This window comes from Streptomyces sp. NPDC000345 (assembly GCF_042898825.1).
Taxonomy (GTDB): domain Bacteria; phylum Actinomycetota; class Actinomycetes; order Streptomycetales; family Streptomycetaceae; genus Streptomyces.
Window position 1 is genome coordinate 189,931 of record NZ_JBIAZE010000015.1, and the last position, 20,843, is coordinate 210,773.

The window sequence follows — 20,843 nt, forward strand, 5'->3', positions numbered from 1 at the left end:
CCCTTCACCTGTCCTCGACGGGCACCTTCTCCGACGGCGGGGCGGCGGACCCGTTGACGGACGGAGGTCCGCCCGGCGCCTGCCCGTTCTGGTTCATGGACGCCAGCAGCTGCCGTGCCAGCCCCAGCCCGGTCCCGCCCATGGTGAGCGCCTTGGCGAACAGATCGGCCATGCCGTCGGCGCCGTTGAGCAGCACCATGTTGTCGACGTTGCCGAACGCGGACGCGCCGGCCTGGACGATCTCCGGCCACTTCTCGGCGAGTTGCTGGGCGACGACGGCCTCCTGGTTCTCGGCGAGGGCGGCGGCCCGTGCCTTGATGGCCTCCGCCTCGGCGAGCCCCATGGCCCGGTTGGCCTCGGCCTTGGCGAGACCCTTCGCCTGTGTCGCGGCGGCCTCCGCCTCACCCGTGGCCCGGGTCTCCGCCGCCTTCGCCTCGGCCACCGAGATCCGGGCGTCGCGCTCGGCCTCGGCCAGTGTCCGCTTCTCGTACGCCTTGGCGTCGGCCGGCTTGCGCACGTCCGCCTGGAGCTGCTGCTCGCGCCGGCGCGCCTCGAGTTCGGCGACCCGTGTCTCCTGGACCACGACCTCCTGGCGCGCCGCGGCGTCGGCGAGCGGCCCGGCCTGCCGCGCCGAGGCGGCGGCCTTGTCCTGTTCGGCCTGGTAACCGGACTTGAGGATCTCGCTGTCCCGGGTGGCCTCGGCCATCCGGGCGAACGCCTGCTGCTCGGCCTCGGTGGCGAACCGGTCGGCCTCCGCCTGCGCGATGCGGGCGTCCCGCCGTACGGCCGCCAGGTGCGGGGCCGACAGGTTCTTGATGTACCCGGTCGGGTCCTCGATCTCGTGGATCTGGAGCGAGTCCACGATCAGGCCCAGCTTCTCCATCTCGGTGCCGCACGCGGCACGGGCCTGGCCGGTCAGCTTCTCCCGGTCGCGGATCATGTCCTCGACCGTCAACCCGCCCACGATGGCCCGCAGATGGCCGGCGAACACGGTGTGCACCCGCTCCGCCATCAGCTTCTGCTGGTCCAGGAAGCGGCGGGCGGCGTTGGCGATCGACACGAAGTCGTCGCCCACCTTGAAGATGACGACGCCCCGCACCTTCAGCGGAATGCCCTGGTGCGTCACGCAGTCCACGTGCAGTTCCGTCTGGTTCAGGTCGAGCGAGAGTTTGCGGACCGCCTGGACACCGGGCAGCACGAGCGTGCCCCGCCCGGTGACGATGCGGAATCCCATCCCCTCCTCGAGGCCTTCCAGCCGGTGCTTCGAACCGGAGATGATGAGCGCCTCGTTGGGCTCCGCGACACGCCACATCAGCTTGAAGAGACCGATCAGAACGAGGGCGGCACCGACCACCGACCCCGCGATGAAACCGACATCCATCGGCATGCACTCCCCCAGTGCAGGGTGCCCGCGGGCACCGAACGTAACGGGAGTGTGGGCCCGCGCACGAGCCGTGTACAGACGTCGGGGAACCCCTGTTGCCCGCTTGGTACACACGGCGCCGCACGGGCCCGCGCGGCCTCAACCGCCGTACACCGCCGAGACGTAGACGGTCCGCGGCGCCAGGTACTCGACCACGGTGACCATCGTCCCCCGCTCGATGCGCTCCGTGCCGGAGGCGGGGTAGGCGAGAAAGTGCTCGGCACCGCCGCGCACGCGGACGATCACCTCGCCGACGAGCCCGGGCCCGACCGTTCCGGTGACCCGTCCCATGAGCCCGACCATCGTATCGTCCATGGTCACAGGGTAGGGGCGGGAACGCCGTTACACCGCCGGGGTTTGCACACCGGCCGTTTCCGGCGGGCGTGTCTCGTACCAGCGCAGCTCCGCCTCCAACTGCGCGGCGAGCGAGAGCAGCAGCGGTTCGCTGTGGGCCGGGCCGAGCAGTTGCGCGCCGACCGGCAGACCGTCCGGCGTGAAGCCGGCGGGCACGTTGACGCCGGGCCAGCCCAGCACGTTCCACGGCCAGGCGTAGGGACAGGCCGCGATGATCGCGCGGTCGGTGGCGAACCCGCTCAGGTTCATCATCGCCCCGATGCGGGGTGGGGGAGCGGCCGTGGTGGGCGCGAGGACGACGTCGTACGACGCGAAGAAGCCGCCGATACGACGGTGCAGGACCGCCTCCGCGCGGCGCGCCGCCCGCAGTGGTGCCCCGCCGAGCAGCCGGCCCAGCCGGGCGGCGCCGCGGGTGCGGGGGTCCAGGAGGGCGGGGAAGGGCGCCTCGGCCACCCATTCGGCGATGCCCGCGGTCGCCCGGGGCACGAAGGTGAGCCCGATCCGCCCGTACGGCGGGTCGGCCTCCTCGACCTCGTGTCCCAGGCCGGCGAGGTGCGAGGCGAGTTCGACGACCCGCGCGCGGACCTCGGGCGCCAGCCGGGCGGGCACCGCGGTGAACGGCGGCTTCAGCGCGAGCGCGATCCGCAGCCGGCCGGGGTCGCGGCCCACCGCCGCCGAGGCGTCGATCGCGGGCGGCCGGTGCGGGTCGAGGTCGTGGTTGCCGCTCGCCGCGTCGAGGAGCAGGGCCGCGTCGCCCACCGTGCGGGCGAGGGTGCCGTTGACGGTGATGCCCTGGAAGGATTCGCCGCGCGGCCAGGTCGAGACCCGCCCGCGCTGCGGCTTGATACCGACGAGATGCGTCCAGGAGGCCGGGATGCGGACCGAACCGGCGCCGTCCGACCCGAGCGCGGCCGGCACCAGGCCCGCCGCCACCGCGGCCGCCGAACCGCCGGAGGATCCGCCCGGGGTGTGCTCGGGGTTCCACGGGTTGCGGGTCGCGCCGAAGGCCGACCCCTCGGTGAAGGGCCACTGCCCGAGTTCGCAGGTGTTGGTCTTGCCGACGATGACGGCCCCGGCCGCGCGCAGCCGCCGCACCGCCTCCCCGTCCCGGGCGACGGCGGGGTGGGTGCCCGCGCAGCCGAAGGCGGTCGGCTCACCGGCCACGTCCATGTCGTCCTTGACGGCCACGGGCACGCCCAGCAGGGGCCTGCGCGTGCCGGCCGCCAACTCCCGGTCCGCAGCGTCGGCTTCGGCGAGCGCGGCCTCGGTCCGGACGATCCGGAAGGCGTTGAGGGTGCCCTGCGTGGCCTCGATCCGGGCCAGGGTCCGCTCGACCAGCGTGCGCGAGGAGACCTCCCCCGCGGCCAGCGCACGGGCGGTCTCGGCGAGGCCGGCGGCACGGTCGGGTGTCATACGGGGGCACCTCCGGGACGACGTCGTCTGCCACTACCGAACGGTAACGTCTCGCGGGCCGATGGGGGAACGGCACGCGGGGACGGGGCGATCGGCTGCCCGGCACAGCGGTACCACAGGCGTCTTCCGTTCCTGCGCAAAGCATTGACGTGCTCCTGTCCCACCCCTACCTTCTGATCGACTTTCCGAACCTTGTTCGGTATGTCGGACCACTGAGCCGCAGTGAAGAGAGCCGACCATGACCTCACCCCGCCCCGCCGCCTCCCCCTCCCGCCGTGCCCTGCTGCGTGCGATGGCCGTCCTGCCCGCTTCGGCGCTCGTCCTCGGCGAGCTGCCCGGTCTGCTCGGCACCGCCCTCGCCGCCGCCCCGCCCAGCGGCTCCGCCACCCGCTACACCATCGTGCCGTTCCTCAACAGCAACGACGGCACGGTGAACGTCTACCAGTCCGACGACGCCACCGACTTCCGGCTGGTGCAGTCCTCCGCGTACACCCCGCCCGCGGGCCGCATCCGGGACGCGAGCATCTTCAAGCACACCAACGGCTACTACTACCTGACCTACACCACCCACACCTGGCAGGACGTCAGCACCACGATCGGCTTCGCCCGCAGCTCCGACCGGGTCAACTGGACGTTCCTGTACGACTACACGGTCCCGATCACCAACCTCTCGCGGGCCTGGGCGCCGGAGTGGTTCGTCGACAGCGACGGCAGTGTCAACGTCATCGTGTCCTGCTCGCTGACCAGCGACGAGTGGATCTTCACGCCGTATCTGCTGAAGGCCACCAACTCCTCTCTGACCGCGTGGAGTTCGCCGGTCGCCCTGTCCGGCATCGGGGCGAACCACATCGACACGTTCATCGTGAAGACCGGCTCGACCTACCACGCCTTCACCAAGAACGAGACGACCAAGTACATCGAGTACGCCACCGCGACCAGCCTCACCGGCCCCTACACGATTTCCAGAACCGGTGACTGGGCCGGCTGGGGGAGCTACCGCGAGGGCCCGGCCCTGGTCCAGCTCGACAACGGCGCCTGGCGGATCTTCTTCGACGGCTACGGCGACGGCAACTACTACTACAGCGACAGCTACGACTCCTTCGCCACCTGGAGCGCGCCCAAGGCCCTGCCGGCCATCTCGGGCACCGCCCGCCACTTCACCGTCGTCAAGGAGACGGTGTCCGGCGGCGTGAGCATCACGAAGAACGCCACCCGCTCCTTCCAGTCGGCCAACTACACCACGCGGTACTGGCAGGAGCAGTCCTCGCTGCTCAACCTGCCGGTGGTCACCGGCTCCAGCACCACCGCGGAGAAGCAGGCGTCCACCTTCACGGTCGTGGCGGGACTCGCCGACTCGAACGGCTACTCCTTCCGGGACGCCGCCGGCAACTACCTGCGCCACTACTCCTTCCGCGGCCGCTTCGACGCGAACGACGGCACGGCGACCTTCGCCAAGGACGCCACCTTCGTCGCCCGCACGGGCACGACGAGCGGCTCGGTGCGCTTCGAGTCGTACAACTATCCGGGCTACTACCTGCGGCACTACAACTACCAGCTGCGCGTGGAGCAGTCGGACGGGACGGACCTGTTCCGGCAGGACAGCTCGTTCACGCCGGTGACGGCCTGGGCCTGACGGCCCGCACGCCGGACGGGTCAGTCGGCGATGTCGACGCCGTAGCCGCGGGCCAGGGCGTCGAGGCCGTGGTCGTAGCCCTGGCCGACGGCCCGCAGGCGCCAGCGGGGGCCGCGGCGGTAGATCTCCGCCAGGAGCAGGGTGCGTTCGGTGGTGGCGGCGTCCAGGGTGGCCTGGACCAGGGGCGCCGCGCTGGTGCCGGGGCCGGCGCTGATCTGGACGGCGCCGACGTCGCCGAAGGTGGACGTGCCGTCGATGGCTGCGGCGACGACGACCTTGCGGGCCGAGGGCGGCAGCATGGCCAGAGCGATGCCGACGGTCTGCTCGGTGGGCCCGTCGCTGTGGAGCCGTACCGTCCCGCCGGGGTTCTCCGGAGCGCCGTAGAAGACGAAGTCCTCGTCGAAGGCGACCTGGTCGTCCTCGTCCACCACGAAGGCGACGACGTCGATCTCGCACACCGTCTGCGCCGCCCAGGAGGCGGTGACCGTCCACCGGGCGGTCGCCGCCCCTCCGTCCGGGTACGGCAGGTCGACGACCCCGCCCCGCGGCAGGACGTGGGCGGCCGTGCGGGGCTCGCCGGCGTCCGGCCGGTGTGCCACCACCGGCGCGTCGAGCCATTGCGGCGTGCGGGTGGGCAGCGCGAGCGTGATGATCCGGCACATGCGGCGGTCGCTGTCGCCGCCGGCCAGCAGGACGACGTCGGTGACGCTCGCGGACAGGTTGATCGCGGCCGCCCCGCCGAGCTCGACGACGCGGGCGCGGGCGGCGACGGCTTCGGGATGCGTGCCGCCGAGAACGAGGACACGCCGGCCGGTCAGGGGCCCGCCCGGCCTCGCGGGGCGCCGGGGCGGTGCCGGTGACGGGAGCGGGGCGGTCGGCTCGGTCCGCGACTCGGGCCGGGGGACCGGGGCGGACGGTGCGGCGGGTGCGGGCGGTCGGGGTGCCGGCGCCGGGGATGCGGCCGGTGGCAGGGGCGCCGACTCGGACAGGGGTGCGGGCGGTGCGGGTTGCGGTTGCGGGTGTCCGGCCGGGATGGGCCGGACGGAGTCGGCCGGGTCCGGCTTCCGGGGGGCGGGTACGGCCTCCACCGGGGACGGGGGAGCAGGGGCCGGAGCGGGGGCGGGGGCCGAACCCTCGTGGGGGGTTCCGGGGCGTACGTCGTCCAGCAGGCGCAGGAAGCTGTGCTCGTCGACGACGGGCACGCCCTCGGCCAGGGCACGGCGGACCTTGGCGGTGCCGGAGGCGGGGTCGCCCGCGACCAGGACACTGGTGTGCCGGCTGACCGACGTCACCGTGTTCAGCCCCGCGGCGGCGGCCCGTGCCACCAGCTCGGCCCGCGCGGTCCGGGTCTCCCCGGTGACGGCGACCTTCATGCCCTGCACCAGCGCACCGCCCGCCGCGAGCCGGCCGGGGTTGACGAACGCGCAGGCGGTCTTCGCCGGTCTGGGCGCGAACCGCGGGTCCTGCCGGGGCGGACAGGCCACGAGCGGCAGGGGGAGATCGAGCCGCCCGGCCTCCCGCAGGGACGCGCGCAGCACCCCGGCCAGGACGCGTGTGTCGTCGAGCGCGTCATGCGCCCTGGTCCGCGGGACGCCGTAGTGCGCCGCGAGCGTGCCCAGCCTGAGGTCGCCTACGGGCGGATCGACCCGCCGGTTCAGCGCGAGCGTGCACAGCCGCTGGGAGACCGGCAGCCACAGCCCCGCCCGCGCGAACTCGTGCGCGAGGAAGTCGTAGTCGAACTGCGCGTTGTGCGCGACCATCACCCGGTCCTGCAGCATCGCGCCGATCTGCCCGGCCACCTGGTCGAACGTGGGCGCCCCGTGCAGCCGTTGCGCCGTCAGACCGTGCACATGGACCGGTCCCGGATCGCAGCCGGGGTTCAGCAGGGTGGAGAACTCCCCGGTCTGCTCCCCGTCCGGACCCAGCGTCACCACCGCCACGGACAGCACCCGGTCGCGGCGCGGCGTCAGCCCGGACGTCTCCACGTCCACCAGGGCCCAGTCGACGGCGTAGCCGCGCAGGTCGGACAGGTCGGGGACGGGGGCCGTGAGAGACATGAGGGCAGGATGCTGGACATAGTCCCGTCCTTCAACCCGGATGCCTCTTCATCCCCATTCCTCCCCGGGGCAGTTGGGCCGGCTGACGGTCATTCCGGCCGGCGCAGTCCCGCGACCAGGAGCTCGATCAGCCGGCGTGCGTCGTAGCGGGGATCGCTCTCCGCGCCGATGCAGAGGTTCCCGACGCCGCGCATGAGCGCGTAGGCGGGGATGCCGGAGCGGATCTCGCCGGCGGCGGCCGCGGCGTCGAGCAACTCGCCGCACACGGGCACGAGCCGGTCGAGGAAGTAGGTGTGCAGGGTCTCGAAGCCGGGGTTGTCGGACTGCAGCACGGCGGCGAGGCCGTGCTTGGTGACCAGGAAGTCGGCGAAGAGGCCGATCCACTGCCCCAGCGCGGCGTAGGGGGTCGGGGCGCTCGCGAGCAGGGCCGGTCCGGCCTCGGCGCAGGCTTCGACCTGGTGCCGGTAGACGGCGATGACGAGGTCCGCCCGGGTCGGGAAGTGGCGGTAGATCGTGGCCGTGCCGACGCCGGCCCTGGCCGCGATGTCGCGCACCGGCGCCTCCACGCCCGACGCGACGAAGACCGCGGCGGCCGCCTCCAGCAAGGCCTCCTTGTTGCGCCGGGCGTCCGCCCTCCTGGGGCGTGCCGCCTGCCCCGCGCCACCGTCGCCGTCGTTCACCGTGCGTTCCCTTCCTGACAGGTTTGATAAACGGGACACTGTTCCGTATCGTCGAAACGGGACGTCGTTCCGTTTGCTCATGATGGCAGAGCGGCGGGGTGACGGCCAAGTCGTGCCATGTCGACACGCCTCATCCGCAATGGAGGAACACGGTCATGCAGTACCGCACCTTGGGCCGCACCGGTGTGCAGGTCAGCTCCCTCGCGCTCGGCGCGATGAACTTCGGCAGGATCGGGCGGACCACCCAGGACGAGGTCACCGCCCTCGTCGACACCGCCCTGGAGGCGGGGGTCAACCTCATCGACACCGCCGACATGTACGGCGACGGCGAATCGGAGGAGATGGTCGGCAAGGCCGTCGCCGGCCGCCGTGACGACATCGTGCTGGCTACCAAGGCGGGCATGCCGATGGGGCAGGAGCGCAACCACCGGGGCGGTTCGCGCCGCTGGCTGGTCACCGCCCTGGACGACAGTCTGCGCCGGCTCGGCGTCGACCACGTCGACCTCTACCAGATCCACCGATGGGACCCGAGCACCGACGACGAGGAGACCCTCTCGGTGCTGACCGATCTGCAACGCGCGGGAAAGATACGCTACTTCGGCTCCTCGACCTTCCCCGCCCATCGCATCGTGCAGGCCCAGTGGGCCGCCCGCGAGCACCGCCTCGGCCGTTACGTCACCGAACAGCCCAGCTACTCCGTCCTGCAGCGCGGCGTCGAGGCCCATGTGCTGCCCGTGACCGAGCAGTACGGGCTCGGTGTGCTGGTGTGGAGCCCGCTGGCCTCGGGCTGGCTGTCGGGCGCGGTCCGCGCGGGCCGGGAGGTCACCACCCACCGCTCGGCGTTCATGCCGGAACGCTTCGACCTCACCGTCCCCGCCAACCGGGCCAGGATGGACGCCGTCGAGCGGCTGGCCGAGGTCGCCGACCAGGCGGGTCTGACCATGATCCAGCTCGCGCTGGGATTCGTGACCGCGCACCCCGCCGTGACCGGTGCGCTCATCGGGCCCCGCACGCTCGACCACCTGCACGCGCAGCTCGCCGCCGCCGACACCGTGCTCTCCGCCGACGTCCTGGACGCGATCGACGCCGTCGTCGCCCCCGGCACCGACCTGGCCGCGCACGAGAAGCACGACACCCCGCCCGCGCTGCTCGACGCCTCGCTGCGCCGACGCTGACCGCCCGCAGCGCCGTCCGCAACACCACCCTCGCCGAAAGGAGCGGCCGCCCCATGTCCCACCCGTCCCGGCCCCGCTTCGGGATCACGACCGCGCCCATGCAGGTCGACTACCCCGACGTCCTGCGGGTCTGGCGGGACGCGGACGTGATCCCGGAGATCGAGCACGCATGGCTGTTGGATCAGCGCATGCCGATCGGGGGCGACCCGGACGGACCGGCCTACGAGGGTGGACGCTGCTCTCGGCCCTCGCCGCCCGGACCCGGCGACTGCGGCTCGGCGTCATGGTGACGAGCGACCGCTTCCGGCCGCCCGCGATGCCGGCCAAGATCGCCACGACCGTCGACGTCGTCTCCGGCGGACGGCTCGACTTCGGCATCGGCGTCGGCTCGCGCCCCGGCCTTCCGGCGGCCCGCCGTGCGTACGCGGCACACGGCCTGCCCTTCACCGGCACCGCGGAGGCCGTGGAGAGCCTCGCCGAAGCCTGCACGGTGATCCGGCGGTTGTGGACCGAGGAGGCGCCGTTCGACTTCCAGGGCACCCACGTCCGCCGGTCCGCCGGCCGGTGGCCGGCGTCGGCCGCGACCACGGGACCGTCGCCGTCGGCCGGGACACCGTGTCGCAGGACTCGTCGCTACTGCCGCAGCAGGTAGTGCGTCAGCAGTGACTCGGCCCGGTCCGGGGTCAGCCCCAGGGCCGTGCCGATCCGGTCCCACGGCACCTCGTCCTCCTGGATCGCGTACGCCGCCTCCTGCGCGATGTCGGCGGTGATGCGTTGGAGCGCGGTGGCGGCCCGGAGGGCGGCGACCGGGGCCTGATCGGCCAGTGCGGCCAGTTGGTCCTCCAACGCGTGCATCAGGTAGGTGAGTTCGTCGGGAAGGGGCACGGTACGGCGTTCCACGCCTCGGATGTGCTCACTCCAGTCGCGGTAGGCGTCGCCGGTGTCCGGATCGGGCCGGCGGCCGTCCGTCAACTCCTCCCAGTCGATGGGATACGGCTCGCCCCGCCAGCCGCACGCGCACGCCGCGCGGAAGGCGGCGGCCCTCGGGCGGCCCGACCGGCCGTCGTAGGCCCACCATTCGCCGGTCTCCGCACCGCTGTCGGTGCCGCTGCCGAAGTCCAGGTACACCGGCTTGGGTTCGTCGCCCCCGGCGAGAACCGCGCCCGCGATCCCTTCGTGGGACTCCCCGAACTGCTCGGTCATCCACCCCACGGATCTTCCCCCCTGTGTCGGGTCGGTAGGTCCGAGTTCCCCCGGACACCCTGCGGGGCGCCGTACGGTGACGAGTGCCCCGGGAGCGAGCATGCCCCGGGCCGCCCGCCCGCGAACGGTGCTTCCCCCGGCGCCCGGGGCGCGCAGGTGAGATCATCTTCACCATGGACAGGGGACCGCAGCACCGGATGATCGCCGTGCCGCCGGGGAAGGTGACGCTGTCGGACCGGCGTTCGCGCCGCGCCTGGACCGTGGAGGTGGCGGGCTGCCTGCTCGGGGCCCATCCCGTCACCCGGGACCTGTACGCGCGCGTCACCGGTGCGCCGGCGGACGCCCGCGGGGAGGACCGGCTGCCCGTGGCGGACGTGTCCTGGTGGGACGCGGTGCGCTTCTGCAACGCCCTGTCCCTGCGCGCCGGTTGCACCCCCGTGTACGAGCTGCGGTCCGACGGCGAGACCGTCGTGCAGGACGCCTCTGCGGACGGATACCGGCTGCCCACCGAGGCGGAGTGGGAACACGCCTGCCGGGCCGGCACCGAGGGTCCGCGCTACGGCCCGCTGGACGACATCGCCTGGTACCGCGAGAACTCCGGCGACCGGATCCACGAGACCGGCGCCAGACTCCCCAACGCCTGGGGCCTGTACGACATGCTCGGCAACGTCTGGGAGTGGTGCTGGGACGTCTACGACGCCGAGGTCTACGGCACCTACCGCGTTCTGCGGGGCGGCGGCTGGTTCGACGAGCACTGGAGCTGCCGGGCTTCCGTACGGCGTCGTAGCCACCCGACGTTCCGGGTGGACGACGTGGGGTTCCGGCTCGCTCGAAACGCGGGATGAACCGCGTACGCCGCCGGGGGTCCCCCCTCTGGGGGAGTGCGTGCCGGACCCCGCGTCCGCGGCGTGATCCGAAGGACAGGCCCTAAGGGCGCGGCCACGGGCGGCCGCCGATCGCCTCGATGCCGTTGTTGAACCGGCGCAGATAGCCCGCGAAGGCGGCGATGTCGTCGTCCGACCAGTCGTGCATCACCCGCTCCAGGACGTCGACGATCCCCTCGCGCTCCGCGTCCAGCAGCCGCGTGCCCTCGTCGGTGAGCCGGAACTTGCGCGCCATCCCGCCCTCGGGGTCGGGGATGCGTTCGATGAGGCCCGCCCGCATCGCCGCAGCGGTCTGCCGGTTCAGGGTGGAGGCGTCCAGGCCGAAGGCCTCGCTGAGCTCGCCGATGGACATGGGCCCCTGGACCCTGATCCGGCTCAGCAGGATGTAGGCGCTGCGTTCCATGAGGCTGTTCTTGCGGCGGCCGCCCCGTTGGTTCAGGAACGTGTGGCGGCTGAGCAGCATCTGCTCGTACTCGACCTCGTGGGCGGGCGTCTCCATGCGCCCCATCCTGGCATACCGGTGTGTATGGACCACGCCATGTGCTTGATGCATAAGGCATGTACGATGCACATCCTTCGTACTCTTCCCGAGGAGTCCCTCATGGGCGCCCCCGCTCGACAGCCCACGGCCCGCCCGGGCGCCGTGATCGCCACGCTGGCCTTCGCCGGCACCACGGCGGCGATCATGCAGACGCTGGTCACGCCCCTCATCGCCGAACTGCCGCAGATCCTGGACACCACGTCCTCGAACGCGGCCTGGGTGATCACGGTCACCCTGCTGGTGGCGGCGGTGTGCGTGCCGGTCGTCGGCCGTCTCGGCGACCTCGTGGGCAAGCGCCGCATGCTGCTCGCCTGTTCCGTGCCGCTGGTCGCGGGCTCGGTGGTGTGCGCGTTCGCCTCCGACGTCGTGACGATGATCGTCGGGCGCGGTCTGCAGGGCATGGGCATGGGCATGGTGCCGCTCGGCATCGCGCTGCTGCGGGACGTCGTACCGGCCGAGAGGCTCAGCGGCTCCATCGCGCTGGTCAGCGCCTCCATGGGCATCGGCGGCGCCATCGGTCTGCCGCTGGCCGCCGCGGTCGCCCAGTACGCCGACTGGCGTGCGCTGTTCTGGGGCTCCGCCGCCCTGGCCGCCGTCGTCGCCGTCCTGATCTTCCTGCTCGTCCCGGACGTCCCCGCCGGCGCCAAGGGGCAGCGCTTCGACCTGCCCGGGGCGATCGGCCTCGGCGCCGGTCTGGTGTGTCTGCTGCTCGCGGTCTCCAAGGGCGCCGACTGGGGCTGGGGGTCGGCCGTCACGCTCGGGCTGTTCGCCGCCGCCGTCGTGGTGCTGGCCGGCTGGGGGGTGTGGGAGGTGCGCACCACCGACCCGCTGGTCGACCTGCGCACCACGGCCCGTCCCCGGGTGCTCCTCACGAACGTCGCCTCGGTCTTCGTCGGCTTCGGCATGTACGCGAGCATGCTGGTGATGCCGCAGCTGCTGCAGTTCCCGGAGGCCACCGGCTACGGCCTCGGCCAGTCGATGCTCGCGGCCGGTCTGTGGATGGCGCCCGGCGGTCTGACGATGATGCTGGTCTCCCCGCTCGGCGGAAAGCTCACCAACGCCCGCGGCCCGAAGTTCACCCTGATCTGCGGCGTCCTGGTGCTGGCCGCCGGCTACTTCGCGTCCATGGCGCTGATCGGCTCCGCGTGGGGCGTCATGCTGGTCACGATCATCACCAGCAGCGGTGTGGGCCTCGCCTACGGCGCCATGCCCGCCCTGATCATGAGTTCGGTCCCGCTGACGGAGACCGCCGCCGCCAACGCCTTCAACACCCTCATGCGCTCGCTCGGCACCTCCATCGGCTCCGCCGTCATCGGCGTGATCCTCTCCCAGATGACCACGACCATGGGCGGCCACACCTTCGCCTCCGAGGACGGGTTCCGTACCGCGCTCCTCGTCGGCGGCGGCCTCGCCCTGGTCTCCGCGGGCATCGCCGCCGTGATCCCGGCGGCCCGCGCCGCCGCCTCCGGCGCGGGCGAGTCCGACCCGGCGCCCGAGCCCGAGCAGGCCAAGGTCTGAGACCGTCCAGGAGGGGGCGTCCGTGCGGCGGACGCCCCCTCCTGCGTGTCGACGCCGGTTCGGGCAACCACCCGCCGCCCACCGCCTCGGGCCCTGCCGCCGCCCGGTCGCCCGCGCCCGGGGTGCGGTGGACCCGTGCCGGGCGAGCCCGGCTCGCCCCCGATGCCCGGTACCGGCCGGAGCGCGGGGGCGGCAGCGCCTCGTACGGCCGGCCGAGCCGATGGCGTACGCGCGCCGGAGGCGGGGCCCGGGGGTGGGTGCTGAAGGCGGGTCCGCGGGAGGAGATGGTCCTGGGCGGGACCGTCCTACGGCCGTGCCAGCCGCCGCATCGTCAGGGCGAGGTGCAGCCGCAGCCGGCCCTGGGGGGTGCGCACCGGCCAGCCCAGCAGGTGTTCGGCGTGCACCAGCCGGTCCTGGAGCGTGGAGTGGTGCACGTTGGCCTCGGCCGCGGCCGCCCGCAGGCTCGCCGTCGCGGTGACGGCGTACAGCGTGGTGAGCAGCCAGGGCGCGTCCGCGGCGGCGGCCTCCACCGCCTGGACGTCCGGCGGCGGCTCGGCGCCCGGCGCGACGAGGTCGGCCAGCAGGGCGATCCCGCCGAGTTCGTCGGCGTGCACCACCCGGGGGCCGGGGTCCTGCGCGGTGCCCTCGGCGGTGAACCGCAGCGCGGTGCGCGCGGCGTTCCAGGAACTCGGCAGGCCGAGCACGGGGACGGCCGGACCGACACCGGTCCGCACGCCGGGCGGCTCGGCGGCGGGCCCCTCCGGCGGGACCGTGCGAGGCCGCCCGCCCGGCGTGGCCGGCGCGGGGACGCGCGCCGGGCCACCGACGCCGTTGCCGCCCGCGGACACGGCGGCGCCGTGCTCCTCCCCGGTCGCCGGGACGACCCGGGGCCGTCCGCCCGGGGTGGCGAGGGCGCGGGCGGCGGCCGACGGGTCGAGGCCGAGGCGGCGGGCCGCGTGCAGGCGGGCCGGTTCCGGGGCCGTGGCGTCCAGGAGCGTCTCGACCAGGGCGGGATCGTCGAGCGGGGCCCGTCCGCGCGTACGGTCGAGCACGAGGCGCGCGGCTCCGGCGGCCCGCTCCAGGATCACCGCGTCGACCACGCTGGGCGCCGCACCCGAGCGTTCCAGCCACAGGGCGGGCGCCCCGTCCGGGGTCAGCGCGGCGGACGGCCACTCCGCATCCGGCGGCAGGTCCGAGTCCCGGCGGGTGCCGTCGGCCTCGACCCGGACCCGCACCCGCCGGTCGGCGTCGACGAGCCGCGCGGGCACCCCGGCCAGGACGGCGGCCCCGCGCACCAGCGCCTCCACCCCGGCCCGGCCCTCGGCCAGCCGGTCGAAGTAGGCGATGACCCGTACGGCGGCACCGGCATCCGGATCCAGCGCGGTCAGGCGCCCGGCCAGCTCTTTCATACGGCCATGATGCGGCACGCGTCCGCCGGTGAGGAGAGCCGCGGGCCGCCCGTCCCGTCGGGGGCGCCCGGCGTTTGGGCCGCAGGCCCCGGGGAGAGGCGGGTCACTCGGCGAGCAGCCTGCGCAGCCAGTCCACGTGGGCCGCCCGCGCCGACCTGGACAGCGCGGCCTGCGGGGCGAACCCGTCGAAGCCGTGGAAGCCGCCCGGCCAGACATGCAGCTCGGCGATCCCGCCCGCCTGCCAGATCCGGGAGGCGTAGGCGACGGCCTCGTCCCGGAAGGTCTCCGCGGAGCCGACGTCGAGGAAGGCCGGGGGCAGCCCGGACAGGTCCTCGGCGCGGGCCGGCGCCGCGTACGGGGAGACGTCCGGGCCACCGCGCAGCTCGCCGAGCAGCGCGCCCCAGCCGGTCTCGTTGGCCGTGCGGTCCCAGACGCCGAGGCCCGCCATCTGGTGTGCGGAGACGGTGTCGTTGCGGTCGTCCAGCATCGGGCACATCAGCAGCTGGCCGATCGGGCGCGGGCCGCCCCGGTCGCGCAGCAGCAGGGCGAGCGCCGCGGTGAGGCCGCCGCCCGCGCTGGCCCCGGCGATCACGATCCGCTCCGGGTCCCCGCCCAGCTCCTTGGCGTGCTCCGCCGTCCACAGCAGACCGGCGTAGACGTCCTCGACCGGGGCCGGGTGCGGGTGCTCCGGCGCCAGCCGGTACTCCACGGACACCACGATCATGTCCAGCTCGCGCGCCCAGTCCAGGGCCACGTCGACGCCGACCCGGTTGTTGCCGATGACCATGCCGCCGCCGTGCACGTGATAGACGACCGGGCGCGGCCGGTCGGAGGCCGGCGAGGCCGGGCGGCAGATCAGCAGCGAGATGTCGGGAGCGCCCTGCGGACCCGGCACCGCCCGGTCCTCGGCCTCGAAGGCACCGCCCGCCGTCAGGTCCAGGTCGGTCAGCAGCGCGAGGCCCGGCCCCTGACGGACGGCCTCGATGTCCTCCGGGGCCATCCCGGGCTGGACCACGTCCTTGATCAGCTCCAGCGCGGCGGCGAGTTCGGGATCGAACGGCGGCGGAACGGGCGTCATGGCTTCTCCTCACGCGGAATCGCGACTCGTGCGGCCATGATCCGCGCAGCCCGGGCCCGCGGGAGCACCGCCGTCCGGCGGAACCTCCCCGCCGTCCGGCGGGTGGCGCCCGCCGGGAGCGCGCGGCCTCGCTCGCGCGGGAGCGCCCCACGACGCCGCACGGCCGCCCTTCGGGCGGCGACGGGAAGGTGACGGCCGGACCTAGGAGGCCTGCTCGGGTGCCGCCTGCGCGCGCATCATCACGCAGTCGAACTCGATCACGCGACCCGTGGTCGCCTCGCGGGTCACCGGGTACATCCCGGTGATGCCGAAGCCCTCCGCCTCGTACACGGCGACGGCCTCGCCCATCCCGGGGCTGCCCTCGTACAGCCGCAGACAGGCGACCTCGGACTGCAGGCCCACGAAGTCCGCGACACGCTTGCCGGCCCCGGCGAACACCTCCAGGTCGTAGCCCTGGGTGTCCATCTTCAGATACGGGACGGGGTCGGCGAGGCCGTCCAGCGCCTCGTCCATCACCTCGTCGAGGCGGCGGATGCGGATCTCCTCGGTGTCGGACTTCTTGAACCTGCTGTAGCGCTCCTTGCCGTAGTCGCTCGGCGGCAGCAGGGAGTTCATCGTCATCCAGCTCTTGTGGATCTCGGCGGTCGTCTCCTCGCGGCCCAGTCCGCACGGGAAGACCAGCCAGTCGGGGTCGTTCTCGGCGGCCTTCGCCAGCCGGGCGAACGTCTCGGACGTGGGCTCGAAGGACACGATGCGGCCGGTGTAGCCGGCCCTGCGCAGCCGCTTCGCGTACTGGCCGGTGTTGGCGCCGACGTCGAAGACGCAGTTCACGCCGTACAGCCCGAGCATGGCGGTGACATGCTGGACGCACAGGTACTCGGCAGCGGAAAGCTGCAGCTTGCGCTCGTCCTGGTGCTCCGGGTCCTCGATGAGCAGCATGGCGCCGGTGTCCCCGAGCGGCACGACACCTTTCTCGGCGACCTCGGTCCGGACACCGCCCCGCGTCCGCCGCAGGATCCAGGTGTCCTTGTCCACGCCGGTCACCCGGTAGGGGCCGCCGCGCCGGGAGAGCACCTTCGTCCCCTGGCCCACGTCGGTCACCTCGTACGGGCCGCCGCGCCGGGACACCACCGCCGCCCCCGGGCCGAGGTCGGTCACCTGAACGCCGATTCGGGGCATCAGGTCGAGCAGTCGTCGATAAAGGGTCTGCATCTCTCAAGCCTTATCAGACCGGGTGGGCGGCGGTCTGCGGGTTGAACGACTTTCGACAGTCGTTACCCGCGGGAAACGACGGGCCGGGCCGTCCGGCGGGCGGTACGGCAGGGGGCCGCGGCAGTGGTGCCGCGGCCCCCTCGTGACGTACCGGACGCCGGGGACGTGCCCGAGGTCAGGCGGCGAGCTCGCCGGCCTGGCCGTGCAGACGGGCCACGACCTCGGTCAGCTGGGCGGCGACCTCGGCGTCGTCGACCGGGTGGGTCTCGGCGAAGCGGGTCAGGGAGCCCGGGATGGAGAGCTTGAGGTCCTCGATGACCTTGCCGCCGGCGATGCCCACGGCCTTGCGGGCCTCGTCCTGCGCCCACACGCCGCCGAACTGGCCGAAGGCGGTGCCGACGACGGCGACGGGCTTGCCGCCGAAGGCGCCGGCGCCGTACGGGCGGGACAGCCAGTCGATGGCGTTCTTCAGGACGGCGGGGATGGTGCCGTTGTACTCGGGGGAGAAGAGCAGGAAGGCGTCGGAGGCCTGGGCGGCCTCGCGCAGCTTGACGGCGGCGGCCGGGACGCTGCCCTCGACGTCGATGTCCTCGTTGTAGAAGGGGATGTCGGCCAGGCCCTCGAAGAGCTCGACCTCGGCGCCCTCCGGAGCGACCTTGACGGCCGCCTCGGCGAGCTGGCGGTTGGTCGAACCGGCGCGAAGGCTGCCGACGAGCGCAAGGATGCGGACAGACATGGGTACTCCCAAGGGCTGAAACATTGCGTTTACGATCCGGACCGGGGTCCGTTTAATGTTCTAGCACCCTAACCGGACCGCGGTCCAGTTTCATTCCCGGTGCTTTACGCTGAGTTCATGTCCAGCGTTCTGCCCCCGTGTCCGGAGCCCGAGGAGAGGATCGGCGAGCCCCAGCAGCTGCTGCGGCTCGGGCCCGCCGGCGACGAGCCGTGCCTGCGCGCCGACGCCGCGCGCAACCGCGCCCGGCTGCTGGACGCCGCCGCCCGGCTGATCGCCGAACACGGCGCCGCCGGGGTGACGATGGAGGCGGTGGCGGCCGCGGCGAACGTGGGCAAGGGGACGGTCTTCCGCCGCTTCGGCGACCGCACCGGCCTGCTCACCGCCCTCCTGGACCACTCCGAGCAGAAGATGCAGGCCGCCTTCCTGAGCGGCCCCCCGCCACTCGGGCCGGGCGCACCGCCCGTGGAACGGCTGCGCGCGTTCGGTACGGCCATGCTGAGGCGCTGCGTCGACGAGATGGACCTGCTGCTGGCGGCCGAACCGGGCCCGGAGCGCCGCTACGCGGTGCCCGCCCGCCGTGTCCACCACAGCCACCTCGCGCTGCTGCTGCGCCAGGTGCTGCCGGACGCGGACCACGAGCTGCTCGCCCACACGCTGATGGGCTACCTCAACCCGGGTCTGGTGCACCATCTCACCCGGCAGTGCGGGGCGCCGCTCGAGCGTCTTGAGCGGGGCTGGAGCGACTTGGTCGACCGGGTGACGGGCGCCTGACGGCGGGTCGCGAACGGCCCTCCTGGTCAGAGGGCCCGACCATCTGGTATGTTGACGGTTCATCAATCTTGGGTGTCCCCCGCGCGTACCGCGGGTCACAGCTTCTGCCAAGATGCCGTACGTCATGGTGCAGATACCCAACACGCCCGCGCCGACGAAGTCGCCGGCGCCGCGCTCCGTGCCCACGAGCGCCGACGTGGCCCGTCTGGCCGGCGTCTCACGCGCGACCGTCTCCTACGTCCTGAACAACACCAGCGCCGTACGCATCAGCGAACCCACCCGGCGCCGCGTCCACGAGGCCGCGAAGGAACTCGGGTACGTGCCGCACGCGGCCGCCCGCAGTCTGCGCGCCGGGCACAGCCGTATGGTCCTGATGCCCACGCTGCCCGTCCCGGCGGGACCGCTCTACAGCCAGTTCGTGCACGAGTTCCAGGGCGGACTCAGCCGCCTCGACTACACCGTCGTCCAGTACGGGGCCACCGGGCTGCGCGGCGACGACGCCGCCCGGGCCTGGGCCGAACTGCGGCCCGTGGCCGTGCTCGTGCCCACCCCCGGCATCGGTCCTGAGGGGGTCGCCATCCTCAAACGGTCCGGGGCCCGGGCCGTGGTGACCCTCAGCCCCGAGGCCGTCGAGGGCGCCCACGCGCTGCTGCTGGACCACGCCGGCGTCGGCCGCAGCGCCGCCGGGCACCTCTACGCCCGCGGCAGACGGCGGATCGGCGTCGTCGTGCCCGAGGAGCCCGGCCTGGAGATCTTCTCCGCGCCCCGCCTGGCCGGCGCCCGCGAGGCCCTGCAGGGCACCGACGCCACCGTCACCGAACTGCCCCTCGCCTACACCGAGCAGTCCGCGGCCGCCCTCGCCGCCCGCTGGAGCGAACTCGGCCTGGACGCCGTCTTCGCCTACAACGACGAATACGCGATGCTGCTGATGCGGGCCCTTCAGGACGCGGGGGTGCGTGTCCCCACGGACACGGCCGTCATCGGCGCCGACGACCTGATGCTCGGCCGGCTGCTGCGGCCCCGGCTCAGTACCGTCCGCATCGCGCTGCCCTCCGGCCGCGACCTCGCCTCGCTGGTCGACCGCGCGGTGCGCAACCCGGGCGCCGAGCCCGAGTCGCACGACCTGTTCGGAGCAACTGTCGTGCAGCGCGAAACCAGTTGACCCGAGGAGGGCGCGTCCGACAGGACTAGGATGTTGCATGCTCAACCAGATGGGACCGCCGCCCCCTGCGCGCCGTGCGTCCCGCGGGTCACCGATCGGAGAGCCATCCATGCCGCTGCTCGACCCCCAGACCTGGCAGACCTCGCCGTCCCGCGCCCTGACCGGCGGGCAGCACACCGTCACCGAACCCGCCACCGGCGACCCGCTCGGCACGGTCACCCTGGCCGCCGCCGAGGACGTGGCCCCGGCCGCCGAGGCCGCCCGGGCCGCCCAGACCGAGTGGGCCCGCCTGCCCCACTTCGTCCGCGCCGGCGTGCTGCGCAAGGCCGGTGACCTGTTCACGGCGCACGCCGGTGAACTGCGCGAGTGGATCGTCCGCGAGTCCGGCTCCATCGCCGGCAAGGCCGACTTCGAACTGCACGTCGCCGCCCAGGAGTGCTACGAGGCCGCCGCCCTCGCCTCCCGTCCGGCCGGCCAGGTCCTGCCCAGCGAGGCGCCCCGGCTGTCGTACACCCGGCGGGTCCCGGTCGGCGTGGTCGGCGTGATCTCCCCGTTCAACGCCCCGCTGATCCTGTCCATCCGCTCGGTGGCGCCCGCCCTCGCGCTCGGCAACGCGGTCGTGCTCAAGCCGGACCCCCGCACGGCGGTCTGCGGCGGCCTCTCCCTGGCCGCGGTCTTCGCCGAGGCGGGACTGCCCGAGGGCCTGCTGCAGGTGCTGCCCGGCGGTGCCGAGACGGGCGCCGCCCTGGTCGCCGACCCGCTCGCGCCGGTGATCTCCTTCACCGGCTCCACCGCCGCGGGCCGCGCGGTCGGCGAGGCCGCCGGACGCCACCTCAAGCGCGCCCACCTGGAACTGGGCGGCAACTCCGCCCTGATCGTGCTGGAGGACGCCGACCTCGACGCCGTGATCTCCACGGCCGCCTGGGGCTCGTTCTTCCACCAGGGCCAGATCTGCATGACCACCGGCCGGCACCTGGTCCACGCCTCGCTCTACGAGGAGTACGTCGAACGGCTCGCGGCCAAGGCGGACTCCCTGGCCGTCGGCGACCCGCACCGCGCGCAGGTCCACCTCGGCCCGCTCATCGACGGCGGCCAGCTCGCCAAGGTGCACGGCCTGGTGGAGGCCAGCACGGCGGGCGGCGCGAAACTCGCCGCGGGCGGCACCCACGAGAACCTCTTCTACCGGCCGACCGTCCTCGCGGGCGTGGACGACGCCACACCCGCGTACGCGGAGGAGGTCTTCGGGCCGGTGGCCCCCGTGCGGCCCTTCACCGGCCCCGACGAGGCCGCCGCGCTGGCCGCCCGCAGCGCCTACGGGCTCTCCCTGGGCATCGTCACCCGTGACGCCGCCCGCGGCCTGGACCTCGCCGAGCGCATCCCCACCGGCATCGTCCACATCAACGACCAGACGGTGAACGACGAGGCCGTGGCTCCCTTCGGAGGCGTCGCCGCCTCCGGCACCGGCGCCCGCTTCGGCGGCGAGGCCAACCTGGACGCCTTCACCGACGTGCGCTGGACGACGGTGCGCGGGGACGTGGCGCCGTACCCCTTCTAGTTCCGCGACGGGCGGCGTTCGCCCGTCGCGCAGACGTGG

Annotated in this window: 18 protein-coding genes and 1 pseudogene; 8 read left to right on the forward strand and 11 right to left on the reverse strand. The window is 73.5% G+C overall.

The genetic code is table 11. The features are described 5' to 3' along the window. Positions 1-4 precede the first annotated feature (4 nt). The 3 genes from ACFY30_RS30825 to ACFY30_RS30835 form a co-directional block, all read right to left on the reverse strand. Entirely contained in the window at positions 5-1,387 is a 1,383-nt protein-coding gene (locus tag ACFY30_RS30825; RefSeq protein ID WP_390656459.1) for a flotillin family protein, read from the reverse strand. A 135-nt stretch (positions 1,388-1,522) separates the two neighbouring features. Then, entirely contained in the window at positions 1,523-1,738 is a 216-nt protein-coding gene (locus ACFY30_RS30830) for a hypothetical protein (RefSeq protein ID WP_390656460.1), read from the reverse strand. A 27-nt stretch (positions 1,739-1,765) separates the two neighbouring features. Continuing rightward, positions 1,766-3,190 (reverse strand): amidase, encoded by a 1,425-nt coding sequence (locus ACFY30_RS30835; protein WP_390848416.1) that lies wholly within the window; start codon positions 3,188-3,190, stop codon positions 1,766-1,768. A 238-nt stretch (positions 3,191-3,428) separates the two neighbouring features. On the opposite strand from ACFY30_RS30835, the gene ACFY30_RS30840 reads away from it, so the two are divergent. Continuing rightward, on the forward strand, positions 3,429-4,823 hold the full coding sequence (locus tag ACFY30_RS30840; protein WP_390848417.1) for a glycoside hydrolase family 43 protein: 1,395 nt from the start codon (positions 3,429-3,431) through the stop codon (positions 4,821-4,823). 20 nt (positions 4,824-4,843) lie between these two features. On the opposite strand, the gene ACFY30_RS30845 is transcribed toward ACFY30_RS30840, so the two are convergent. Together ACFY30_RS30845 and ACFY30_RS30850 are read right to left on the reverse strand one after the other, a co-directional pair. After that, positions 4,844-6,880: a TerD family protein gene (locus ACFY30_RS30845; protein WP_390848418.1), complete on the reverse strand. Its 2,037-nt coding sequence runs from the start codon at positions 6,878-6,880 to the stop codon at positions 4,844-4,846. A gap of 89 nt (positions 6,881-6,969) precedes the next feature. After that, complete coding sequence (locus ACFY30_RS30850) at positions 6,970-7,560, reverse strand: TetR/AcrR family transcriptional regulator (protein ID WP_390848419.1); 591 nt, start codon at positions 7,558-7,560, stop codon at positions 6,970-6,972. Positions 7,561-7,715: 155 nt separating this feature from the next. Between ACFY30_RS30850 and ACFY30_RS30855 the strand changes: the two genes are divergently transcribed. Both ACFY30_RS30855 and ACFY30_RS30860 read left to right on the forward strand, forming a co-directional pair. Further along, on the forward strand, positions 7,716-8,735 hold the full coding sequence (locus tag ACFY30_RS30855; RefSeq protein ID WP_390848420.1) for an aldo/keto reductase: 1,020 nt from the start codon (positions 7,716-7,718) through the stop codon (positions 8,733-8,735). A gap of 53 nt (positions 8,736-8,788) precedes the next feature. Further along, positions 8,789-9,279 (forward strand): annotated as a pseudogene (locus tag ACFY30_RS30860) (LLM class flavin-dependent oxidoreductase); the annotation flags it as partial. 89 nt (positions 9,280-9,368) lie between these two features. Here ACFY30_RS30860 and ACFY30_RS30865 read toward each other — a convergent pair. Beyond that, complete coding sequence (locus tag ACFY30_RS30865; protein WP_390848421.1) at positions 9,369-9,938, reverse strand: hypothetical protein; 570 nt, start codon at positions 9,936-9,938, stop codon at positions 9,369-9,371. Positions 9,939-10,111: 173 nt separating this feature from the next. Between ACFY30_RS30865 and ACFY30_RS30870 the strand changes: the two genes are divergently transcribed. Next, the gene (locus ACFY30_RS30870; RefSeq protein WP_390848422.1) at positions 10,112-10,783 is read left to right on the forward strand and encodes a formylglycine-generating enzyme family protein; all 672 of its coding nucleotides are present in this window, start codon (positions 10,112-10,114) and stop codon (positions 10,781-10,783) included. 82 nt (positions 10,784-10,865) lie between these two features. Here the strand turns inward: ACFY30_RS30870 and ACFY30_RS30875 are convergent, their stop codons facing one another. Further along, positions 10,866-11,321: a MarR family winged helix-turn-helix transcriptional regulator gene (locus ACFY30_RS30875; RefSeq protein ID WP_390848423.1), complete on the reverse strand. Its 456-nt coding sequence runs from the start codon at positions 11,319-11,321 to the stop codon at positions 10,866-10,868. A gap of 102 nt (positions 11,322-11,423) precedes the next feature. Between ACFY30_RS30875 and ACFY30_RS30880 the strand changes: the two genes are divergently transcribed. After that, positions 11,424-12,881, forward strand: coding sequence for an MFS transporter (locus ACFY30_RS30880; protein ID WP_390848424.1), 1,458 nt, complete (start codon positions 11,424-11,426; stop codon positions 12,879-12,881). A 305-nt stretch (positions 12,882-13,186) separates the two neighbouring features. Here the strand turns inward: ACFY30_RS30880 and ACFY30_RS30885 are convergent, their stop codons facing one another. The 4 genes from ACFY30_RS30885 to ACFY30_RS30900 all read right to left on the reverse strand — a co-directional run bounded on the left by ACFY30_RS30885 (position 13,187) and on the right by ACFY30_RS30900 (position 17,316). Continuing rightward, positions 13,187-14,290, reverse strand: a complete 1,104-nt coding sequence (locus ACFY30_RS30885; RefSeq protein ID WP_390848425.1) for a helix-turn-helix domain-containing protein — start codon at positions 14,288-14,290, stop codon at positions 13,187-13,189. Between the two features lie 103 nt (positions 14,291-14,393). Then, on the reverse strand, positions 14,394-15,368 hold the full coding sequence (locus ACFY30_RS30890; protein WP_390848426.1) for an alpha/beta hydrolase: 975 nt from the start codon (positions 15,366-15,368) through the stop codon (positions 14,394-14,396). Positions 15,369-15,569: 201 nt separating this feature from the next. After that, positions 15,570-16,580, reverse strand: coding sequence for an FkbM family methyltransferase (locus ACFY30_RS30895; RefSeq protein ID WP_390848427.1), 1,011 nt, complete (start codon positions 16,578-16,580; stop codon positions 15,570-15,572). Between the two features lie 175 nt (positions 16,581-16,755). Beyond that, positions 16,756-17,316 (reverse strand): NADPH-dependent FMN reductase, encoded by a 561-nt coding sequence (locus ACFY30_RS30900; RefSeq protein ID WP_390656472.1) that lies wholly within the window; start codon positions 17,314-17,316, stop codon positions 16,756-16,758. Between the two features lie 117 nt (positions 17,317-17,433). On the opposite strand from ACFY30_RS30900, the gene ACFY30_RS30905 reads away from it, so the two are divergent. The 3 genes from ACFY30_RS30905 to ACFY30_RS30915 all read left to right on the forward strand — a co-directional run bounded on the left by ACFY30_RS30905 (position 17,434) and on the right by ACFY30_RS30915 (position 20,804). Continuing rightward, on the forward strand, positions 17,434-18,087 hold the full coding sequence (locus tag ACFY30_RS30905) for a TetR/AcrR family transcriptional regulator (protein WP_390848428.1): 654 nt from the start codon (positions 17,434-17,436) through the stop codon (positions 18,085-18,087). 112 nt (positions 18,088-18,199) lie between these two features. After that, a complete protein-coding gene (locus ACFY30_RS30910; RefSeq protein WP_390848429.1) occupies positions 18,200-19,249 on the forward strand; it encodes a LacI family DNA-binding transcriptional regulator in 1,050 nt (349 codons plus the stop codon). A gap of 109 nt (positions 19,250-19,358) precedes the next feature. Beyond that, positions 19,359-20,804, forward strand: coding sequence for an aldehyde dehydrogenase family protein (locus ACFY30_RS30915; RefSeq protein ID WP_390848430.1), 1,446 nt, complete (start codon positions 19,359-19,361; stop codon positions 20,802-20,804). The last annotated feature ends 39 nt before the right edge of the window (positions 20,805-20,843 follow it).

What these genes read in the sequence shown, in the direction of transcription:
- ACFY30_RS30865 (WP_390848421.1), bottom strand. Translation starts at nt 9,938, where the DNA reads ATGACCGAGCAGTTCGGGGAGTCCCACGAAGGGATCGCGGGCGCGGTT.
- ACFY30_RS30895 (WP_390848427.1), bottom strand. Translation starts at nt 16,580, where the DNA reads ATGCAGACCCTTTATCGACGACTGCTCGACCTGATGCCCCGAATCGGC.
- ACFY30_RS30855 (WP_390848420.1), top strand. Translation starts at nt 7,716, where the DNA reads ATGCAGTACCGCACCTTGGGCCGCACCGGTGTGCAGGTCAGCTCCCTC.
- ACFY30_RS30885 (WP_390848425.1), bottom strand. Translation starts at nt 14,290, where the DNA reads ATGAAAGAGCTGGCCGGGCGCCTGACCGCGCTGGATCCGGATGCCGGT.
- ACFY30_RS30835 (WP_390848416.1), bottom strand. Translation starts at nt 3,190, where the DNA reads ATGACACCCGACCGTGCCGCCGGCCTCGCCGAGACCGCCCGTGCGCTG.
- ACFY30_RS30910 (WP_390848429.1), top strand. Translation starts at nt 18,200, where the DNA reads ATGCCGTACGTCATGGTGCAGATACCCAACACGCCCGCGCCGACGAAG.
- ACFY30_RS30830 (WP_390656460.1), bottom strand. Translation starts at nt 1,738, where the DNA reads ATGGACGATACGATGGTCGGGCTCATGGGACGGGTCACCGGAACGGTC.
- ACFY30_RS30845 (WP_390848418.1), bottom strand. Translation starts at nt 6,880, where the DNA reads ATGTCTCTCACGGCCCCCGTCCCCGACCTGTCCGACCTGCGCGGCTAC.
- ACFY30_RS30905 (WP_390848428.1), top strand. Translation starts at nt 17,434, where the DNA reads ATGTCCAGCGTTCTGCCCCCGTGTCCGGAGCCCGAGGAGAGGATCGGC.
- ACFY30_RS30880 (WP_390848424.1), top strand. Translation starts at nt 11,424, where the DNA reads ATGGGCGCCCCCGCTCGACAGCCCACGGCCCGCCCGGGCGCCGTGATC.
- ACFY30_RS30875 (WP_390848423.1), bottom strand. Translation starts at nt 11,321, where the DNA reads ATGGAGACGCCCGCCCACGAGGTCGAGTACGAGCAGATGCTGCTCAGC.
- ACFY30_RS30890 (WP_390848426.1), bottom strand. Translation starts at nt 15,368, where the DNA reads ATGACGCCCGTTCCGCCGCCGTTCGATCCCGAACTCGCCGCCGCGCTG.
- ACFY30_RS30900 (WP_390656472.1), bottom strand. Translation starts at nt 17,316, where the DNA reads ATGTCTGTCCGCATCCTTGCGCTCGTCGGCAGCCTTCGCGCCGGTTCG.
- ACFY30_RS30825 (WP_390656459.1), bottom strand. Translation starts at nt 1,387, where the DNA reads ATGCCGATGGATGTCGGTTTCATCGCGGGGTCGGTGGTCGGTGCCGCC.
- ACFY30_RS30870 (WP_390848422.1), top strand. Translation starts at nt 10,112, where the DNA reads ATGGACAGGGGACCGCAGCACCGGATGATCGCCGTGCCGCCGGGGAAG.
- ACFY30_RS30915 (WP_390848430.1), top strand. Translation starts at nt 19,359, where the DNA reads ATGCCGCTGCTCGACCCCCAGACCTGGCAGACCTCGCCGTCCCGCGCC.
- ACFY30_RS30840 (WP_390848417.1), top strand. Translation starts at nt 3,429, where the DNA reads ATGACCTCACCCCGCCCCGCCGCCTCCCCCTCCCGCCGTGCCCTGCTG.